Raw genomic sequence first — 15,374 nt, 5'->3', positions numbered from 1 at the left:
AGCTTTCCCCCTCGGGTCGGCAAGGCTATGCTGCACAGCGGCGAGGATAGGGGGGAATTAGGCGTATGACAACGGAAGACAACGGCACGGGCGAACGTCTCGTTAGGCTGAACGAGAACCTCGCCAAGGTCGAAGCGCTTTCCCAGCGTCTCGTCGCCGCCATGGCCAAGCGCAGGCAGGTGGACAACGCGCTGCACGGCCCCTCGTCAGAGGTCTATGTCAAAGCCGCCGCCGCCTATCTGGCCGAGATGATGCAGAACCCGGCCAAGATCCTCGAACACCAGATCAACTACTGGGGCAAAAGCCTCAAGCATTACGTCGAGGCGCAGCAGGTGCTGGCCAAGGGCGAATTGAAGGCCCCGCCAGACCCCACCCCCGCCGACCGCCGCTTCGCCAATCCGCTGTGGCAGACCCACCCCTTCTTCAACTACCTCAAACAGCAATACCTGATGAACGCCGCCGCCATCACCGAAGCGGTGGGCGACATGGACAGTCTCGACCCCGCCGACCGGCGCAGGGTGGAATATTTCACCCGCCAGATCGTCGATATGTTCTCGCCCACCAATTTCCTCGGCACGAACCCCGATGCGCTGGAAAAGGCGGTGGAAACCGATGGCGAAAGCCTTGTGAAGGGGCTTGAAAACCTCGTCCACGACATCGAGGCGAATTCCGGCGATCTGGTGGTGACACTGGCCGACAAAGAGGCGTTTCAGGTGGGCCAGAACCTCGCCACCACGCCCGGCGCGGTGGTCTACCGCAACCGCATGTTCGAACTGATCCAATACACGCCCAGCACGGCCAAGGTTTATCAGACGCCGCTGCTGTTCTTTCCGCCCTGGATCAACAAGTTCTACATCCTCGATCTGAAACCCGCCAACAGCCTGATAAAATGGATGGTGGATCAGGGCTTTACCGTCTTTGTCGTGTCCTGGGTCAACCCCGATGCCACCTATCGCGACGTGGGGCTGGATGACTATATCCGCGACGGATACCTCCGCGCGATGGCCGAGACGCGCCGCATCACCGGCGAGGCGCAGGTCAATTGCGTGGGCTACTGCATCGGCGGCACCACCCTGTCGCTCTCTGTGGCGCATCTGCAAAAGGCGGGCGACGCATCCGTAAAATCCGCCACGCTTTTCACCACGCTCACCGATTTTTCCGACCCCGGCGAGGTGGGGGTCTTTCTCAACGACGACTTCGTCGACGGGATCGAACGGCAGTCGGGGCAGGACGGGATCCTGTCGCGCTTTTTCATGTCGCGCACCTTCAGCTTCCTGCGATCGAACGACCTGATCTATCAGCCCGCCATCAAAAGCTACATGATGGGCGAGGCGCCGCCCGCCTTTGATCTGCTCTACTGGAATGGCGATGGCACCAACCTGCCCGCCAAGATGGCCGTCGAATATCTGCGCGGCCTGTGCCAGAGCGACCGCTTCGCCACCACGGGCTTTCCCGTCTTTGGCCGCCCGGTCCACCTGTCGGATGTCAAGGTGCCGCTCTGCGCCGTCGCCTGCGAGACCGACCACATCGCCCACTGGCGCGGCAGCTTTAACGGGGTGAAGCAGATGGGGTCAAAGGACAAGACCTTCATCCTCGCCGAAAGCGGCCATATCGCGGGGATCATCAACCCGCCCTCCAAGGACAAGTACGGCCACTACACCAGCGACGCGCCCCTTGCAGGCGCGCCCGAAGACTGGAAAGCCGGGGCCAGCTTCACCAAGGGCAGCTGGTGGCCGGTCTGGGCAGACTGGCTGGCGCAGCGATCCGGCAAGAAGATCAAGGCGCGGGTTCCGGGCGATTCGGGCGCGGAAATCCTTGCCCCAGCCCCCGGCACCTACGTGCTGTCCACGCCAAGCGCTTGATCTGCGGCGCAATTCCCGGTTGCGCCAAAACTTGCCCACGCGTCATGCTGCACCGCAGAAAAATACTTGAAATGCTGCGCTGCAGCATGTATATCTGCTGCATCACGAAAGCGGGTTTCGGCCCGGAGCGCTAGGAGCGATGGAAATGACCAAGACCCCCGATTTCACCAAAGTCATGCAGGACATGATGGCTTCTTTCCCCGTCGACTCGTCGGCCATGCAGAACGCCTTCAAGACCCAGGCCGCGATGACGGAAAAGCTGTCGAAAGTGGCTCTGGAAGCCGCTGAGAAATCGACCGAGATCACCGCAAAATGGACCAAAGACACCCTCGCCAAGCTGGGCGATGTGTCCAAGGCCAAGACCGAGCCGACCGAATACACCAAATCCGTGACGGATTTCGCCTCGGCCTATGCCGAAATGGCCGCTGAGAACATGGCCGCCTTTGCTGAAGTGGCGAAGAAGGTCCAGATGGAAACGGTCGAACTGATGCTGGCCGCTGGCAAGGACTTCTCGGAAGACGCGACCGCAGCCGTCAAGAAGGCCACCACCGAGGTGACCACGGCCGCGAAAAAGGCCGCTGCTGCGGCTGCGAAGTAATCCGCAAGGTTCGCGCGCCGTTCTACCTCCTCCCTGTCGGATCGGCGCCATCGGGCGGGCCCTGTGCCCGCCCTTTCTTTTTGAAAATTCATGGCCTAAGCTTCTCTGCACTGCGGCCACTGCGGCTGCAAACGCAAGGGGAGGGGGCCCATGGCCGACAGTGACAAGCCGCTCTTGATCAAGCGCTACGCGAGCCGCCGACTCTATAACACCGAGACGTCGGATTACGTCACGCTGGAAGACATCGCAGGCTTCATCCGTGCCGGGCGCGAGGTGCAGATCGTCGATCTGAAATCTGGCGACGACCTGACCCGCCAATATCTCTTGCAGATTGTGGCCGAACACGAATCCAAGGGCGAGAATGTCCTTCCCATTAACGTGCTGACGGATCTGGTCCGCTCCTACACGACCGAGATGCAATCCGTCGTGCCGCAGTTCCTCGCCGCCTCGTTCGAGATGCTGCGCGACGGGCAATCCAAGATGCTGGAAAACCTCTCCGCCATCCCCAATCCCATGGCCGCGATGCCGGGGTTCGAGGCGATGCGCAAGCAGCAGGAAGCCTTCCTTCAGGCCTTCATGGGCGGCATCCCCGGCTGGGGCGCCTCCGGCCCCGGAAAGGACAGCGCCGACGGCCAATCCGCCTCAAAGGACGATGAACTCGCCCAGATCAAGTCGCAACTGGCCGAGCTTCAGAAGAAGCTGTCGCGCCTCTGACACGGGCAGGGGGCGCGACCTATGACCGAAGTCCAGGGTCGCGTCACGCTCTGGGGGATCGAGGTCTTTCTCGCCGCAGCCGAGGAAGGCGCGATCAGCGCCGCCGCCCGGCGCCTCGGCGTCAGCCCCTCCGCCATCAGCCAGCAACTGTCGTCGCTGGAAACCGCGCTTGGCACCACGCTTCTGGATCGCAGTGCCCGCCCCATGACCATGACACCCGCAGGAACCATGTTCCTGCGCCACGCGCAGGTCATCCTGAACGCCGAGGCCGAGGCGCGGGCGGAACTGGCGTTGTCCGATCTCTCCGGTCTCACCACGCTGCGGCTGGGCATGATCGAGGATCTGGATGCCGAAGTGACGCCCCGCTTGCTGGTGGAACTGGCCGAGGAACTGAAAGGCTGCCGCTTCCTCTTGGAAACCGGGGCAAGCCATCACCTGCTGGAGCGTCTTTCCACCCGCGCGCTGGATATCGTGGTGGCGGCCGACGCCACGCAGGATCTGTCCGAAGGCTGGCGCGAGGTGCATCCCCTGCTGGCCGAACCCTTTCTCGCCATCGCGCCGAAGGGCGCAGGCGAACTGGCCGGCCTGCCGCTGATCCACTACACCAGCCGCCACCTGATGGGGCGCCAGATTGCCGCGCATCTGGCGCGGCAGAACATCCGCATCGGCACGCGCTTCGAACTCGACAGTTATGCCCCGATCCTCGCCATGGTCGCAGGCGGGGCAGGGTGGACGATCCTCACCCCGCTGGCCCTGCACCAAGCCGCGCGCTTTCGGGATGCCGTGGACTTGCGCCCGCTTCCCTTCGAACCGCTGGGACGCACGCTGTCGCTGCATGCGCGGGCCGGGGTGCTGCGCGACATGCCGGCCGAGGTGGCGGCCCGCCTCCGCCTGCTTCTGCAGGCGCAGGTGGTCACCCCTGCCCAACAGGCATGGCCCTGGTTGGGCGACACGCTCAAGGTCCTTTAGCGCCCCCAATTTTTTCCACTGGAAAAAATTGCCCCGCCCGAAAATCCTTCGCAGAAGGATTTTCCGATCTTTCTGCGAAAGATCGCACCGAAGAATTTTCGTCGAAAATTCTTCGCCTCAGCCCTTCACCTCTTGCGCGGCGTCAAGGATCGCACTGGCGATGTAATCCAGTTCCGGCTCGGTCAACCGTGCGGGCAGGCGCACGTCGCAGGCGCGCATCAGCATGGCCCGCGTCTGCGGCAGTTCCGGCGGCTCGCCAAGGAACTGCCAGTTCCAGAACGCCCGGGCATTGCCCTCCGACAGGCCGAACACCTGGACCGAAATGCCGCGCCGCTTCGCAGCCTTCTGGAAGGCCCGCGCCTCGTCATCCGTCCAGTCGCCCGTCAGGTTGAACTGGATCGAATCCGGCGCCCGCTGTTCCTGCGGCAGGGCCGGGGGCACCTGCATCCATGCGCTGGTGTTCAGCCGCGCCGCCACCCAATCGTGATTGGCCCGCCCCTGCGTCACGCGGCGGGCCACTTCGGGCAGTTGCGGCCGGATCACCGCGGCCGACAGGTTCTGCATGCGCAGATTGTACAGCGGCAGCTTGTTCTGCCAATGCGCGCAGCTGTTCGACAGGCCCGGATGCTTTTTCCAGTTTTCCTCATAGGCGCCCGACATGATGATCGCCCGCGCTGCCAGTTCGGGATCGTCGGTCACAAGGATCCCGCCTTCGCCCGCGTTCACCAGCTTGTAGGACTGGAAACTGAAGCAGCCGACCTTGCCGATCGTGCCGATGTTGCGCCCGTTCCAAGTGGTCCCCAGCGAATGGGCCGCATCCTCGATCACCGGGATGCCGCGCGCTTCGCACAGGGCCATGATCGCATCCATGTCAGAGGTGTGACCGCGCATGTGGCTGATCATCACCGCCTGCGCATCATCCAGCTTCGCCTCGAAATCCGCCATGTCCACGCGGTAATTCGCGCCGACCTCCACCAATACCGGCACGCAGTCGGCATGAACCACCGATGACGGCACGGCGGCAAAGGTGAAGGCCGGGATCAGAACCTTCGCCCCGCGCGGCATATCCAGCGCCTTCAGCGACAGGAACAGCGCCGCCGAACAGGACGAAACCGCCAGCGCGTAGCGTGCCCCCAGTAGGGCGGCGAACTCCGCTTCCAGCAGCGCGACAGGGGCATTTTCGGGCGCGGTGTAGCGGAACAGATCGCCACTGCGCAGCAGTCGGTCAATCTCGATCCGGGCCGCCTCGGGGATCGCTTCCGCATCATAGACATTGGGGGCGAGCGTCTGTCCGTCCGGGGCCATCCTGCACCTTTCCTGAAACTCTTCTTCTCTTTTTCTGTAAAGAGACGCTGACCACATTTCCAGTGACAACTTCACGACAGTGACGTTTTCCCCTGCAATCCGCAGGATTTCGCCGAAAGGAAACGCCTAGAACCCCAACCTGTCGCGGAGCGAGAACCACGTCATCGCAAGCACCAGTATCGGCCAGCGCAGCAGCGCCCCGCCGGGAAAGCGCGGGGTGGGCAGACGGCCCATCAGATCGAACCGCTCCGATTGACCCGCCACCGTTTCCGCAAGCAACCGCCCGGCCAGCGTGGCCAGCGCCACCCCATGCCCCGAATAGCCCGAGGCCGACAGGACATTCGGCGCCACCCGCAGGAAACAGGGGTTGCGTGTCATGGTGATGGCCAGCGTCCCGCCCCAGGCATAGTCGATCCGCACATCCCGCAGCCCGGGATAGATGTCCAGCATCGGCTTCTTCACCGTCTTCACGATGTCGGGGAAGCGGTAGCCATAGCTTTCGCCGCCGCCGAACAGCAGGCGGTTGTCCTCGGACAGGCGCCAGTAATTCACCACGAACTTGGTATCCGCCACCGCCACGGGTTCGGCTAGCACCTCGCGCGCCCGGTCGCCCAAGGGTTCCGTCGCCAGGATGAAATTGTTGATGGGCATGACCCGCGCCGCCACCTGCGGCTCCAGCCCGCCCATATAGCCATTGCAGGCAAGGATCAGGTGATCGCATGTCACCCGGCCTGCCGCCGTCTGCACCACAGGCCGCGCCCCATGGGTGATCTGCGTCACTTCTGACCGTTCATGGATCACCGCCCCCGCCGCCTGCGCCGCCCGCGCCAGACCGATAGCATAGTTCAGCGGGTGCACATGCCCCGCGCCCCGGTCCACCTCGCCCCCGGCAAACACGCCCGACGGGATCAGCGCCGCCATCTCGTCACGCGACAGGGACTGCACCTGATCATAGCCATAATCGCGGTGCAGCTTTTCGGCATAGGCCTCTGCGGCGCGCGCCTCGCCCGCCGTCCAGCAGGCATGGGCGATGCCGGGATGATAGCGCACCGGCATGTCATGCGTGGCGATCAGGTCGCGCACCATGCCCTTGGCCTCTTCCGCCAGCGCCCAGAGGCGCCGCGCGTCATCCCGCCCGACCGTCGCCTCAAGCGCCTCCTGATCCAGCCGCTGCCCGCTGCCCACCTGCCCGCCATTGCGGCCAGAGGCACCGAACCCCACGCGATGCGCCTCAAGCACCACCACCCGATACCCGCGCTGCGCCAGATGCAGCGCCGCCGACAGCCCGGTATAGCCCGCCCCCACGACGCAGACATCCGCCCGCACCTCGCCCTGTAGCGGGGGCAGGGGGGCGAACTCGGCGCGCGTGGCGGCATAAAAGGACGGGGGATACTCCCCCGCCCGGTCATTGGCATGCAGAAGATTCAGCCGCATCAGACGTTCAGCAGCAGATGCTCACGCTCCCACGGGCTGATGACCTGCAGAAACTCTTTGTATTCATTGCGCTTTACGCTGTCATAGACATTGCAGAATTCCACCCCCAGCGCCTCGCGCAGGGCGGCATCCTCCTCCAGCAGATCCAGCGCATCGCCCAGATTGTAGGGCAGGTCCGTCTCCATGTTATAGGCGTCCTGCGTACATTCCGGGCGGGGCATCTTGCCCGCCTTCAGGCCCAGATACCCGCAGGCAAGGCTCGCCGCGATCCCGAGATAGGGGTTGCAATCCATGCCCGCCAGCCGGTTTTCCAGCCGCCGCGCCTCCGGCCCCGAAATCGGCACCCGCAGGCCTGTGGTACGGTTGTCGCGGCCCCATTCCAGATTGATGGGCGCGGCGAAATCCGGGACATAGCGGCGATAGCTGTTGACGTAAGGCGCCAGCAGCGCCACCGCGCCCGGCAGATGGGTCTGCATCCCGGCGATGAAATGCAAGAATTCCGGCGTCTCGCCACCTTTCTTGTCGGAAAAGATGTTCTTGCCGGTCTTCATGTCCACCACCGAATGGTGGATATGCATGGCCGATCCGGGTTCCCCCTCGATGGGCTTGGCCATGAAGGTGGCGAAGCAGTCATGCCGCAGCGCCGCCTCGCGGATCAGCCGCTTGAAGAAAAAGATCTCGTCGGCCAGCTTGACCGGGTCGCCATGGGCGAGGTTGATCTCCACCTGCCCGGCGCCGCCTTCCTGCAGGATGCCGTCGATCTCGAACCCCTGCGCTTCGGCGAAATCATAGATGTCGTCGATCACCCTGCCGTATTCATCCACCGCGCTCATGGAATAGGCCTGCTTGCCCGCCGCGCGGCGGCCCGACCGGCCCATCGGCGGGATGATCGGCATGTTCGGGTCGATGTTGCGCGCGACCAGGAAGAATTCCATCTCGGGCGCGACAATGGGCTGCCAGCCTTCGGCGTTGTAAAGCTGTACGATCCGCTTCAGCACGTTGCGCGGCGCGGTGGGCACGGGATTGCCCGCCTGATCCTGCGCGTCATGGATCACCTGCAGCGTCACATCCGCCGTCCATGGCGCCGCAGTCGCCGTGCTGAAATCCGGCACAAGGATCATGTCGGGCTCGGTGAAGGCGCCCGACGGATTGTCGGCCCATTCCCCCGTGATCGTCTGCAGGAAGATGGAATTGGGCAGGAAATAGCTGGCCTGCTTGGCGAATTTCGAGGCCGGCATCGCCTTGCCCCGGGCCACGCCCGCGATATCGGCGATGATGCATTCCACTTCGTCGACCCGGCGGCCGCCAATGAAATCACGCGCAGCTTCGGGCAGTTTCTCGGTCCATTTGGACATGGGTCACACTATGATTTGCGGTTGCCCGCACGCCCTGCCATCAGGCGCGCGGCTTCTTGAAAAAGGCGGCAATCCGGGCCGCCATCGTCTTGTCCTGCAGGGGCAGGCTCAGCCGGGTGGCGGCCTCGGCCATCACCGCGTCCGGCACCACGCCCTTGCCCCGCGTCTTCATCAACCCATCGACGAATTCGGGGCGAAATTCGGGATGGGCCTGCACCGTCAAGGCGCGGTCATCGTAAAGAAGGGCCGCGTTGGCGCAGAAATCATTCGACGCGATCACCGTCGCCCCTTCGGGCGCCTCCACCACCTGATCGCGATGCCAGGCATTCAGGCGCAACGTCTCGCCGCCGAAATCATAGTCGGTCGCCCCCACGGCCCAGCCACCGGCATAGCGCTCCACCTTGCCACCCATGGCCTGCGCCACGATCTGATGGCCAAAGCAGATGCCCACCACCGGCACCCGCGCGGCAAAGGCCGCACGGATGAACTCCTCCAGCGGCGGGATCCACGGGTGATCCTCGTATACGCCGTGCCGCGATCCCGTGATCAGCCACCCATCCGCCGCATCGACAGACGGGGGAAACGCGCCCTCCACCACCTTCCAGGTCCGAAAGGTAAATCCATGCCCGTCCAGCAGGCGCGCGAACATGTCGGGGTAATCCCCCATATCGGGGGCAAGGGCATCGGGTGCGAGGCCTGTCTGTAGAATGCCGATCAGCATCGTGGTTCGCCTGTTCTGCCGTGGTCAAGGTTAGTGCCGCAGGATCGCGTTCGGCAAGGGGGCTGATTTTTCGCAGGAAAATTGTTGCCCCCTTTCCAGTGCGGGGCCTACGAATTTCCTACGAAAATTCAGGCCCCGCCCGGATCAGACCGTGTCGAGGTACAGTTCCACCCGTTCGCTGTCGCTCAACTCGCCGATGTAATGCAACTCCTGCCGCTTGGTCTGGATCAGGTTGCGTATCAGTTCCGGATGGATGAAACGCGGCACGATCGCGCTTTTCTCCAGTGCTTCGATTGCGCCCTCCCACGTCGCCGGGATCTGCGGCAGGTTCTCCATCGCATAGGCATTGCCGGTGATCGGCGGCGGCGGCTCCATCGCCTGCGTGATCCCGTCCAGCGCCGCACCAAGGATCGCGGCCAGCATCAGATAGGGGTTCACGTCGCCCCCTGCCACGCGATGTTCGATCCGGCGCGATGCGGGATTGCCCGCCGGGATGCGGATCGCGCCCGTGCGGTTCTCATACCCCCAGCAGATCGATGTGGGCGCATGCTTGCCCGGGACTAGCCGTTCATAGCTGTTCTGATGCGGCGCAAAGATCAGCGTGGAATCGTGCATCGCGTTCAGGCAGCCCGCCACCGCCGACTTCAGCGTCGCCGTCCCATTGGGGCCGCCCGAATCGAACACGTTCCGCCCGTCTTCATCCAGCAGGCTGAAATGCGTGTGCAGACCGGATCCGGAATACTCCGGATAGGGCTTGGCCATGAAACTTGCCGCAAAGCCGTGCCGCCGCGCCAGCCCCTTCACCAGCATCTTGAACAGCCACGCGTCATCCGCCGCCCGCAGCGGATCATCGCAATGCATCAGGTTCACTTCGAACTGGCCAAGGCCCGTCTCCGACGTGGTTGTGTCGGCCGGAATGTCCATTGCCTCGCAGGCGTCATAAAGATCGGTGAAGAAGGTATCAAAGGCATCCAGCGCCCGGATCGACAGTGTCTCCGCCGCCTTCCGCCGCTTGCCCGAACGGGGGCTCGGCGGCACCTGCAGCGTCTTGCCGCTGTCGTCGATCAGGAAGAACTCCAACTCCATCGCCACCACGGGCGTCAGGCCGCGTTCCTTGAACTTCTCCACCACATGGCGCAGCGCATGGCGCGGATCGCCCTCATAGGGCTGGCCGTTCTCGCGGAACATCCAGATGGGCAGCAGCGCCGTCGGCGCCTCTAGCCACGGCATCGGCATGAAGCCGCGCTCGGTGGGTTTCAGCACGCCATCCTGATCGCCCTGCTCGAACACCAGCGGGCTGTCGTCGATATCCTCCCCCCAGATGTCGAGGTTGAGCACCGAAAACGGAAACCGCGTCCCGTTCTTCGTGACATTCTCGGCAAATCGCGCAGGCACACGCTTGCCCCGCGCCTGCCCATTGAGGTCCGCCGCCGCGACACGGATGGTGCGCACGTCCGGATGCTTTCTCAGCCAATCCTTCATCATCATTTTTTCAGGCGGGGGAGCAGATGCCCGGCCCCGGTCCTTCCCCTGTGTTCGATCCCATGTCCGCCGGGCCCCATGCCCCGCGCCGCGTCTTTCGCGGACCCGGCCTTGTGCCGGGGAATTTGATCAAATCTAGGCTACTATCTGATCACCTGCGGGCGCAAGCGGATTCTGCCACGGATGTTCGATGGCAGATGCCGGTTCAGATGCCGGTTGATGCGGTTGAACACCCAGATCAACAGCAGAGTCAGGCAGATGAAGTAGAACCCCACGATCGGATAGGGGATGAACGGGTTGAAGGTCTTGTCGGCAAAGAAATTCGCGTAATACAGCGCATCACCCTTCTGCTGGAACGCCGGAAAGCCCGAAAAGAACACCAGCGTCGTCGCGTGGAACAGAAAGATCGCCTCATTCGTATAGGCGGGCCAGCCCAGCCGCAGCATGGTGGGCCACAGCACGCGCCGGAACCGCGCCCATCCAGTGATGCCATAGGCATCGGCCGCCTCCACATCCCCCTTGGGCACCGATTTCAGCGCGCCATAGAAGATCTCCGCCGAATAGGCCGCCGTGTTCAGGAACAGCACAAACAGCGCGCCCGCCCAGGCGCGCGTCGTCCAGGCCGTCTCGATGGTGATGCCAAGGACGTTGATCCCCGCCTTGGGCAGCAGCACCAGCATTTCGTAGGCCAGAAAGAACTGGATGAACAAGGGCGATCCGCGGAACACGAAGATGAACCATTCCGCAGGCTTGCGCAGCCAAGGGCTGCGGCTGGCCTTCGCCAGCGCCAGCGCATTGGCAAGGAAAAAGCCGAAGAAGAGCGCCAGCACGCCGAAATAGATGTTCCAGATCATCCCCGATCCGATCAGGGTGAAATGCTGGCACAGCGTGAAATCCTCGCGCGGCAGCAACCGCTCGCCGATCCCCAGCGACCGCAAGCCATAGGCCTGAATGGTTTCCAGACAGGTCATCGTCATGCCCCGGCCTTCCGCAACTGTTCCCCGCCCAGCGTCGCCTGCCCATGCGACAGCCGCCGCGTCAGCCGCGCCAGCACCACCTCGGACACCCGCGTGAAAGCAAGGTAGAAGACCAGCAGCGCAAGGAAGTAGAACACCCGCCAATCGCCATGCGGATAGGGGTTGTTCCCGCTCGTCTTGGCGCTGCCCAATTCGCGCGCCCAATAGACGATATCCTGTATCCCCAGCAGGAACAGCAAGGGCGTCGCCTTGATCAGGATCAGCCACAGGTTCGACAGGCCGGGCAGCGCATAGACCCACATCTGCGGCACCAGCACCCGGCGGAACACCTGCCGGGGCGTCATGCCATAGGCCTCCGCCGTCTCCAGCTGCGCGCGCGGCACCGCCTGCATGGCGCCATACAGGACATTGGCCGCAAAGGCCCCGAAGACCAGCGCAAAGGTAAAGACCGCCACCGCAAAGGCATAGGCAGAATGCCAGATGGCCGAGGATGTCGCCAAAGGCACCTTCGCCGCCGGACAGACCCGGAACTCGGTGCCGTTCCAGACAGGCTGGCCCAGATCATCGCAGACAAACAGATGCTTGGCCCATTCCAGCCCCTGATCCAGCGCGATCACGAAAAACAGGAAATACACGATATCCGGCACGCCCCGCACCGCAGCGATATAGCCGCGCCCCAGCAGTGATACCGGCAGAAAGGGCGACCGCGCCGCCATCGCGCCGCCAAAGCCGAAGGCCAGCGCGACGGGCGCCGTGATCGCCAAAAGCATCAGGACGGTCACGAAAGACCAGTAGAAATTGAAATGCGTCCCCGTGGTCAGGTAGCAGCTCAGCCAGGTCAGGCCCGACAGTTGCGAAGGATCGGCGCAATATTCAAACATCGGGGAACGGGGCGGCCCGACCGGGCCGCCCCTGCCTGATCAGAACAGGGTGGCTTCGTCGCCGAACCACTTGGTGATCATGGTGTTCAGCGTGCCGTCATCCTTCATCGACTGGATGGCCGCGTTCAGCTTTTCCTTCAGCTCGGTATCGGTCTCCCGCAGGCCGATGCCCACGCCGCCGCCCAGCTGCACCTCATTGGCCAGAAGCACCAGTTCGCCATTCGAATCCGCCGCGATCGGGGCGAGATAGTCCTTGTCGGCGAACACCGCATCCGCCTCGCCGTTGCGCACGGCGGCCACGGTTTCATCCGGCGTCGCGAATTCCAGCAGCGTCGCGCCCGACTCCGCCACATAGCCCGCCTGAATGGTGCCGGTCTGCGCCGCAACCACCGCGCCTTCACCCACGGCCACATCCGCCGTCAGCGCCAGATAGGCCGACGATGCCGGGGGGATGTAGTTCTGCGTGAAGTCGATCACCTCGTCACGCTCATCCGTGATCGACATGCCCGCCATGATCAGGTCGTAGTTGCCCGACTGCAGGTTGGGGATGATCGAATCCCACGCATTCTGCACGAATTCGCAGGTCAGACCGGCGCGCTTGCACAGCTCGTTGCCCAGCTCGATCTCATAGCCGGTCAGTTCGCCGGTGGCCTGATCAATATAGTTATAGGGCTCGTACGCGCCCTCGGTGCCGATCCGCACCACGTCCTGCGCCAGCGCGCCGCCCGCAGTCAGCGCCATCAGCGCGGTGGCAAGCATCATCTTCTTCATCCGTAGCTCCCTTGGTTGGATGGTTTGATCTTTTTCGTGCCGCCTCAGGCGGTGGCAGACAGGAATCCGCGCAGCCGTTCGGTCTGCGGGTTTCCGAACAGCCGGTCCGGCGGGCCTTCTTCCTCGATCTTTCCCTTGTGCAGAAAGATGACGTGATCGGACACATCCGCCGCAAGCTTCATGTCATGCGTGACAAGGATCATCGTGCGCCCCTCATCGGCCAGCGCCTTGATGACCTTCACCACTTCCTGCTCCAGCTCCGGGTCCAGCGCCGAGGTCGGCTCATCGAACAACAGGGCGCGCGGCTCCATGCACAGCGCGCGCGCAATCGCCGCGCGCTGCTGCTGCCCGCCCGACAATTGCGCAGGCCATGCGTCGCATTTCTCCACGATCCCCACCTTGGCCAGATAGGCGCGCGCCTTTTCCTCCACCTCTTTCGGATCGCGATGCAACACCGTCACCGGCGCCTCCATCACGTTCTGCAGGATGGTCATGTGGGACCACAGGTTGAACTGCTGGAACACCATGGAAAGGTTCGTCCGCATCCGCATCACCTGCGCCTTGTCGGCGGGGTGGCGGTTATGGCCCGTGCCCTTCCAGCGCACGGCCTCGCCCTCGAACTCGATCTCGCCGTCCTGGCTTTCCTCCAGCATGTTGCAGCAGCGCAAAAGCGTGGACTTCCCCGATCCCGAAGACCCGATCAGCGATACGACATGCCCGCGCGGCGCGGTCAGATCCACCCCCTTCAGCACTTCGAGCGGACCATAGCTCTTGTGCAGGTTGCGGATGCGGATGACGGGCGTATCTGGGCTGGGTGCGGTCACGGCGCTCGGTGTGCTGGTGGGCGTTGGTCAGCGAGTAATGCGTATCATTCGGGGCAATGCAACGGCCTTTCGGGGCGCTTTCCGCAGGGTCGCCACCGTTTCGATCAGTTTTCCTGCCCGATCTGCGCAGGTGCGGGCGGGATAGGCACAGCGAGATAGGCCGAAGCCGGGATCCGCACGATCCCGCGCAGCCGCAGCGCCGCCCGATCCTCCGGGGCAAGCGCCGCGATGGCCCCGGCCACGGCGTCAAAAATGGCATCGGCATCCTGACCGGGCGCCGTGATATAGGGCAGGGCAGGGGTGGGATCGGTCGCCCCGATCACGCGCAGGCCCGACACATCCTCGAATTCCGACACCAAGGCCCAGGTCAGCGCGTCGATCGCCGCCAGATCTGCCCGCCCCTCCGCCACCGCCCGGATCGAGGCGCGATGCGCCCCCGTCTCCGGCCCCGGACGCAGCCGGATGCCCTGTGCGGCCGCCTGATTGATCGCGGCCGCCCAGCCCGATTGCGACAGCCCGTCATTATAGGCCAGCGCCGCCCCGTCGAAATCCGCGAAATCCCCGCGCGGATCATCCGCCCGCGCGATCAGAACCGAACGGTAATACCCCGGCGCGCAGCCCTCATTCCCGAAGTCCGGCGTTCCCACCAGTTGCACCCGCCCATGCAGCCGCGCCCGATAGGGAAACCCGCAGGTCTGCGACAGGATCAGCCCCGCGCTTTCCCAGTGCGTCATCAGGGGGGCGTCACTCCGCAACAGCGCTGCCGGCGCGGCGATCCCCCGCGCGACCAGCCCCTCCCGGATCAGCGCCCAATAGCGATCCGTCGCCCCGTGCAACTCCGGCCGGTCATACATCGGCAACGAGGCAAGGGGCATGGCCGCACCAGAAGGGGAAAAAGCTGTCATCGCGGATCCGCCATGCTGCAAACGACTGTTGCCGTTGCCAAACCATCCCCGCCCGCGCCCGTCAAGCCGCAGGCGCGCGCCCCCCCGGCATCAACGCCCGATCAGCTTCGCCAGATCAGCCCCGCTCAGCCCGCTGCCGCGCCAGACCGTTCTCCACATCCGTCAGCCCCAAAAGCGACGCCACCATCCGCAGCAGGCGGTCTTCCTCGGCGTCCCGCACCCCGTCGGCCAGCGCCACCGCCCACAGCGCCTGCATCAGCGCGGCGCGATCCTCCAGCGCCGTCGCCGCCTTCAGCGCGCGCGTGAAGCGCACCGTATCGGGGGCCAGCGTTTCGAATTCTTCCGCTTGGGCGCGCAGCTTGCTCACCTCGAAAGGTCCGATCCCGTGATGCGACATCAACACCCTGTCGATCCGCTCCACCTCTTCGGCGGAGTACAGGCCATCGGTCTTTGCCACCCGCACCAGCAAGGCCGCCAGCGCAAGCCGGGCATCGGGTTCAGGCAGACGGGCGGGTTCGGGGGCGCTCAGCGCGCGCAGGATCGCTTGCAACATACTGGTGAGGATAGGCAGGATGG

Annotated in this window: 15 protein-coding genes; 4 read left to right on the top strand and 11 right to left on the bottom strand. The window is 64.1% G+C overall.

Annotation, left to right across the window (positions count from 1 at the left end; genetic code table 11):
* The first annotated feature begins 65 nt into the window (after window positions 1-65).
* The 4 genes from phaC (at window position 66) to GU920_RS02330 (ending at window position 4,143) form a co-directional block, all read left to right on the top strand.
* Window positions 66-1,862 (top strand): class I poly(R)-hydroxyalkanoic acid synthase, encoded by a 1,797-nt coding sequence (gene phaC / locus GU920_RS02345; RefSeq protein WP_161765367.1) that lies wholly within the window; start codon window positions 66-68, stop codon window positions 1,860-1,862.
* A 145-nt stretch (window positions 1,863-2,007) separates the two neighbouring features.
* Entirely contained in the window at window positions 2,008-2,460 is a 453-nt protein-coding gene (locus GU920_RS02340; RefSeq protein WP_161765366.1) for a Phasin, read from the top strand.
* Between the two features lie 150 nt (window positions 2,461-2,610).
* A complete protein-coding gene (phaR, locus tag GU920_RS02335) occupies window positions 2,611-3,174 on the top strand; it encodes a polyhydroxyalkanoate synthesis repressor PhaR (protein ID WP_161765365.1) in 564 nt (187 codons plus the stop codon).
* 21 nt (window positions 3,175-3,195) lie between these two features.
* Window positions 3,196-4,143 carry a LysR family transcriptional regulator gene (locus GU920_RS02330; protein WP_161765364.1) on the top strand — a complete coding sequence of 316 codons (948 nt, stop codon included), beginning with the start codon at window positions 3,196-3,198 and terminating at the stop codon, window positions 4,141-4,143.
* A gap of 117 nt (window positions 4,144-4,260) precedes the next feature.
* Here GU920_RS02330 and GU920_RS02325 read toward each other — a convergent pair whose 3' ends face one another.
* The 11 genes from GU920_RS02325 to GU920_RS02275 all read right to left on the bottom strand — a co-directional run bounded on the left by GU920_RS02325 (window position 4,261) and on the right by GU920_RS02275 (window position 15,351).
* A complete protein-coding gene (locus GU920_RS02325; RefSeq protein ID WP_161765363.1) occupies window positions 4,261-5,448 on the bottom strand; it encodes a DegT/DnrJ/EryC1/StrS family aminotransferase in 1,188 nt (395 codons plus the stop codon).
* 126 nt (window positions 5,449-5,574) lie between these two features.
* Window positions 5,575-6,876, bottom strand: coding sequence for an NAD(P)/FAD-dependent oxidoreductase (locus GU920_RS02320; RefSeq protein WP_235933123.1), 1,302 nt, complete (start codon window positions 6,874-6,876; stop codon window positions 5,575-5,577).
* A 5-nt stretch (window positions 6,877-6,881) separates the two neighbouring features.
* Window positions 6,882-8,237 (bottom strand): glutamine synthetase family protein, encoded by a 1,356-nt coding sequence (locus GU920_RS02315; protein WP_161765361.1) that lies wholly within the window; start codon window positions 8,235-8,237, stop codon window positions 6,882-6,884.
* 40 nt (window positions 8,238-8,277) lie between these two features.
* Window positions 8,278-8,958 carry a type 1 glutamine amidotransferase gene (locus GU920_RS02310; protein WP_161765360.1) on the bottom strand — a complete coding sequence of 227 codons (681 nt, stop codon included), beginning with the start codon at window positions 8,956-8,958 and terminating at the stop codon, window positions 8,278-8,280.
* 144 nt (window positions 8,959-9,102) lie between these two features.
* A complete protein-coding gene (locus tag GU920_RS02305; RefSeq protein ID WP_161766486.1) occupies window positions 9,103-10,440 on the bottom strand; it encodes a glutamine synthetase family protein in 1,338 nt (445 codons plus the stop codon).
* A gap of 143 nt (window positions 10,441-10,583) precedes the next feature.
* Window positions 10,584-11,411, bottom strand: a complete 828-nt coding sequence (locus tag GU920_RS02300; protein ID WP_161766485.1) for an ABC transporter permease — start codon at window positions 11,409-11,411, stop codon at window positions 10,584-10,586.
* 2 nt (window positions 11,412-11,413) lie between these two features.
* Entirely contained in the window at window positions 11,414-12,298 is an 885-nt protein-coding gene (locus GU920_RS02295) for an ABC transporter permease (RefSeq protein ID WP_161765359.1), read from the bottom strand.
* 39 nt (window positions 12,299-12,337) lie between these two features.
* Window positions 12,338-13,069, bottom strand: coding sequence for a transporter substrate-binding domain-containing protein (locus tag GU920_RS02290; RefSeq protein ID WP_161765358.1), 732 nt, complete (start codon window positions 13,067-13,069; stop codon window positions 12,338-12,340).
* A gap of 44 nt (window positions 13,070-13,113) precedes the next feature.
* On the bottom strand, window positions 13,114-13,893 hold the full coding sequence (locus GU920_RS02285; RefSeq protein WP_161765357.1) for an ABC transporter ATP-binding protein: 780 nt from the start codon (window positions 13,891-13,893) through the stop codon (window positions 13,114-13,116).
* Between the two features lie 104 nt (window positions 13,894-13,997).
* Window positions 13,998-14,768 carry a phosphate/phosphite/phosphonate ABC transporter substrate-binding protein gene (locus GU920_RS02280; protein WP_161765356.1) on the bottom strand — a complete coding sequence of 257 codons (771 nt, stop codon included), beginning with the start codon at window positions 14,766-14,768 and terminating at the stop codon, window positions 13,998-14,000.
* A 145-nt stretch (window positions 14,769-14,913) separates the two neighbouring features.
* Window positions 14,914-15,351 (bottom strand): tellurite resistance TerB family protein, encoded by a 438-nt coding sequence (locus tag GU920_RS02275; RefSeq protein WP_161765355.1) that lies wholly within the window; start codon window positions 15,349-15,351, stop codon window positions 14,914-14,916.
* Between the last annotated feature and the right edge of the window lie 23 nt (window positions 15,352-15,374).

It is taken from the genome of Paragemmobacter ruber (assembly GCF_009908315.1).
Lineage (GTDB): Bacteria > Pseudomonadota > Alphaproteobacteria > Rhodobacterales > Rhodobacteraceae > Paragemmobacter > Paragemmobacter ruber.
Note: the sequence above shows the minus strand (reverse complement) of the source record. Positions and strands in the feature narration are given on the sequence as shown.

Coding starts and splice junctions, on each gene's coding strand:
- GU920_RS02295 (WP_161765359.1), bottom strand. CDS start 12,298: ATGTTTGAATATTGCGCCGATCCTTCGCAACTGTCGGGCCTGACCTGG.
- GU920_RS02275 (WP_161765355.1), bottom strand. CDS start 15,351: ATGTTGCAAGCGATCCTGCGCGCGCTGAGCGCCCCCGAACCCGCCCGT.
- phaC (WP_161765367.1), top strand. CDS start 66: ATGACAACGGAAGACAACGGCACGGGCGAACGTCTCGTTAGGCTGAAC.
- GU920_RS02330 (WP_161765364.1), top strand. CDS start 3,196: ATGACCGAAGTCCAGGGTCGCGTCACGCTCTGGGGGATCGAGGTCTTT.
- GU920_RS02310 (WP_161765360.1), bottom strand. CDS start 8,958: ATGCTGATCGGCATTCTACAGACAGGCCTCGCACCCGATGCCCTTGCC.
- GU920_RS02340 (WP_161765366.1), top strand. CDS start 2,008: ATGACCAAGACCCCCGATTTCACCAAAGTCATGCAGGACATGATGGCT.
- GU920_RS02325 (WP_161765363.1), bottom strand. CDS start 5,448: ATGGCCCCGGACGGACAGACGCTCGCCCCCAATGTCTATGATGCGGAA.
- GU920_RS02280 (WP_161765356.1), bottom strand. CDS start 14,768: ATGCCCCTTGCCTCGTTGCCGATGTATGACCGGCCGGAGTTGCACGGG.
- GU920_RS02300 (WP_161766485.1), bottom strand. CDS start 11,411: ATGACCTGTCTGGAAACCATTCAGGCCTATGGCTTGCGGTCGCTGGGG.
- GU920_RS02305 (WP_161766486.1), bottom strand. CDS start 10,440: ATGAAGGATTGGCTGAGAAAGCATCCGGACGTGCGCACCATCCGTGTC.
- GU920_RS02315 (WP_161765361.1), bottom strand. CDS start 8,237: ATGTCCAAATGGACCGAGAAACTGCCCGAAGCTGCGCGTGATTTCATT.
- phaR (WP_161765365.1), top strand. CDS start 2,611: ATGGCCGACAGTGACAAGCCGCTCTTGATCAAGCGCTACGCGAGCCGC.
- GU920_RS02290 (WP_161765358.1), bottom strand. CDS start 13,069: ATGAAGAAGATGATGCTTGCCACCGCGCTGATGGCGCTGACTGCGGGC.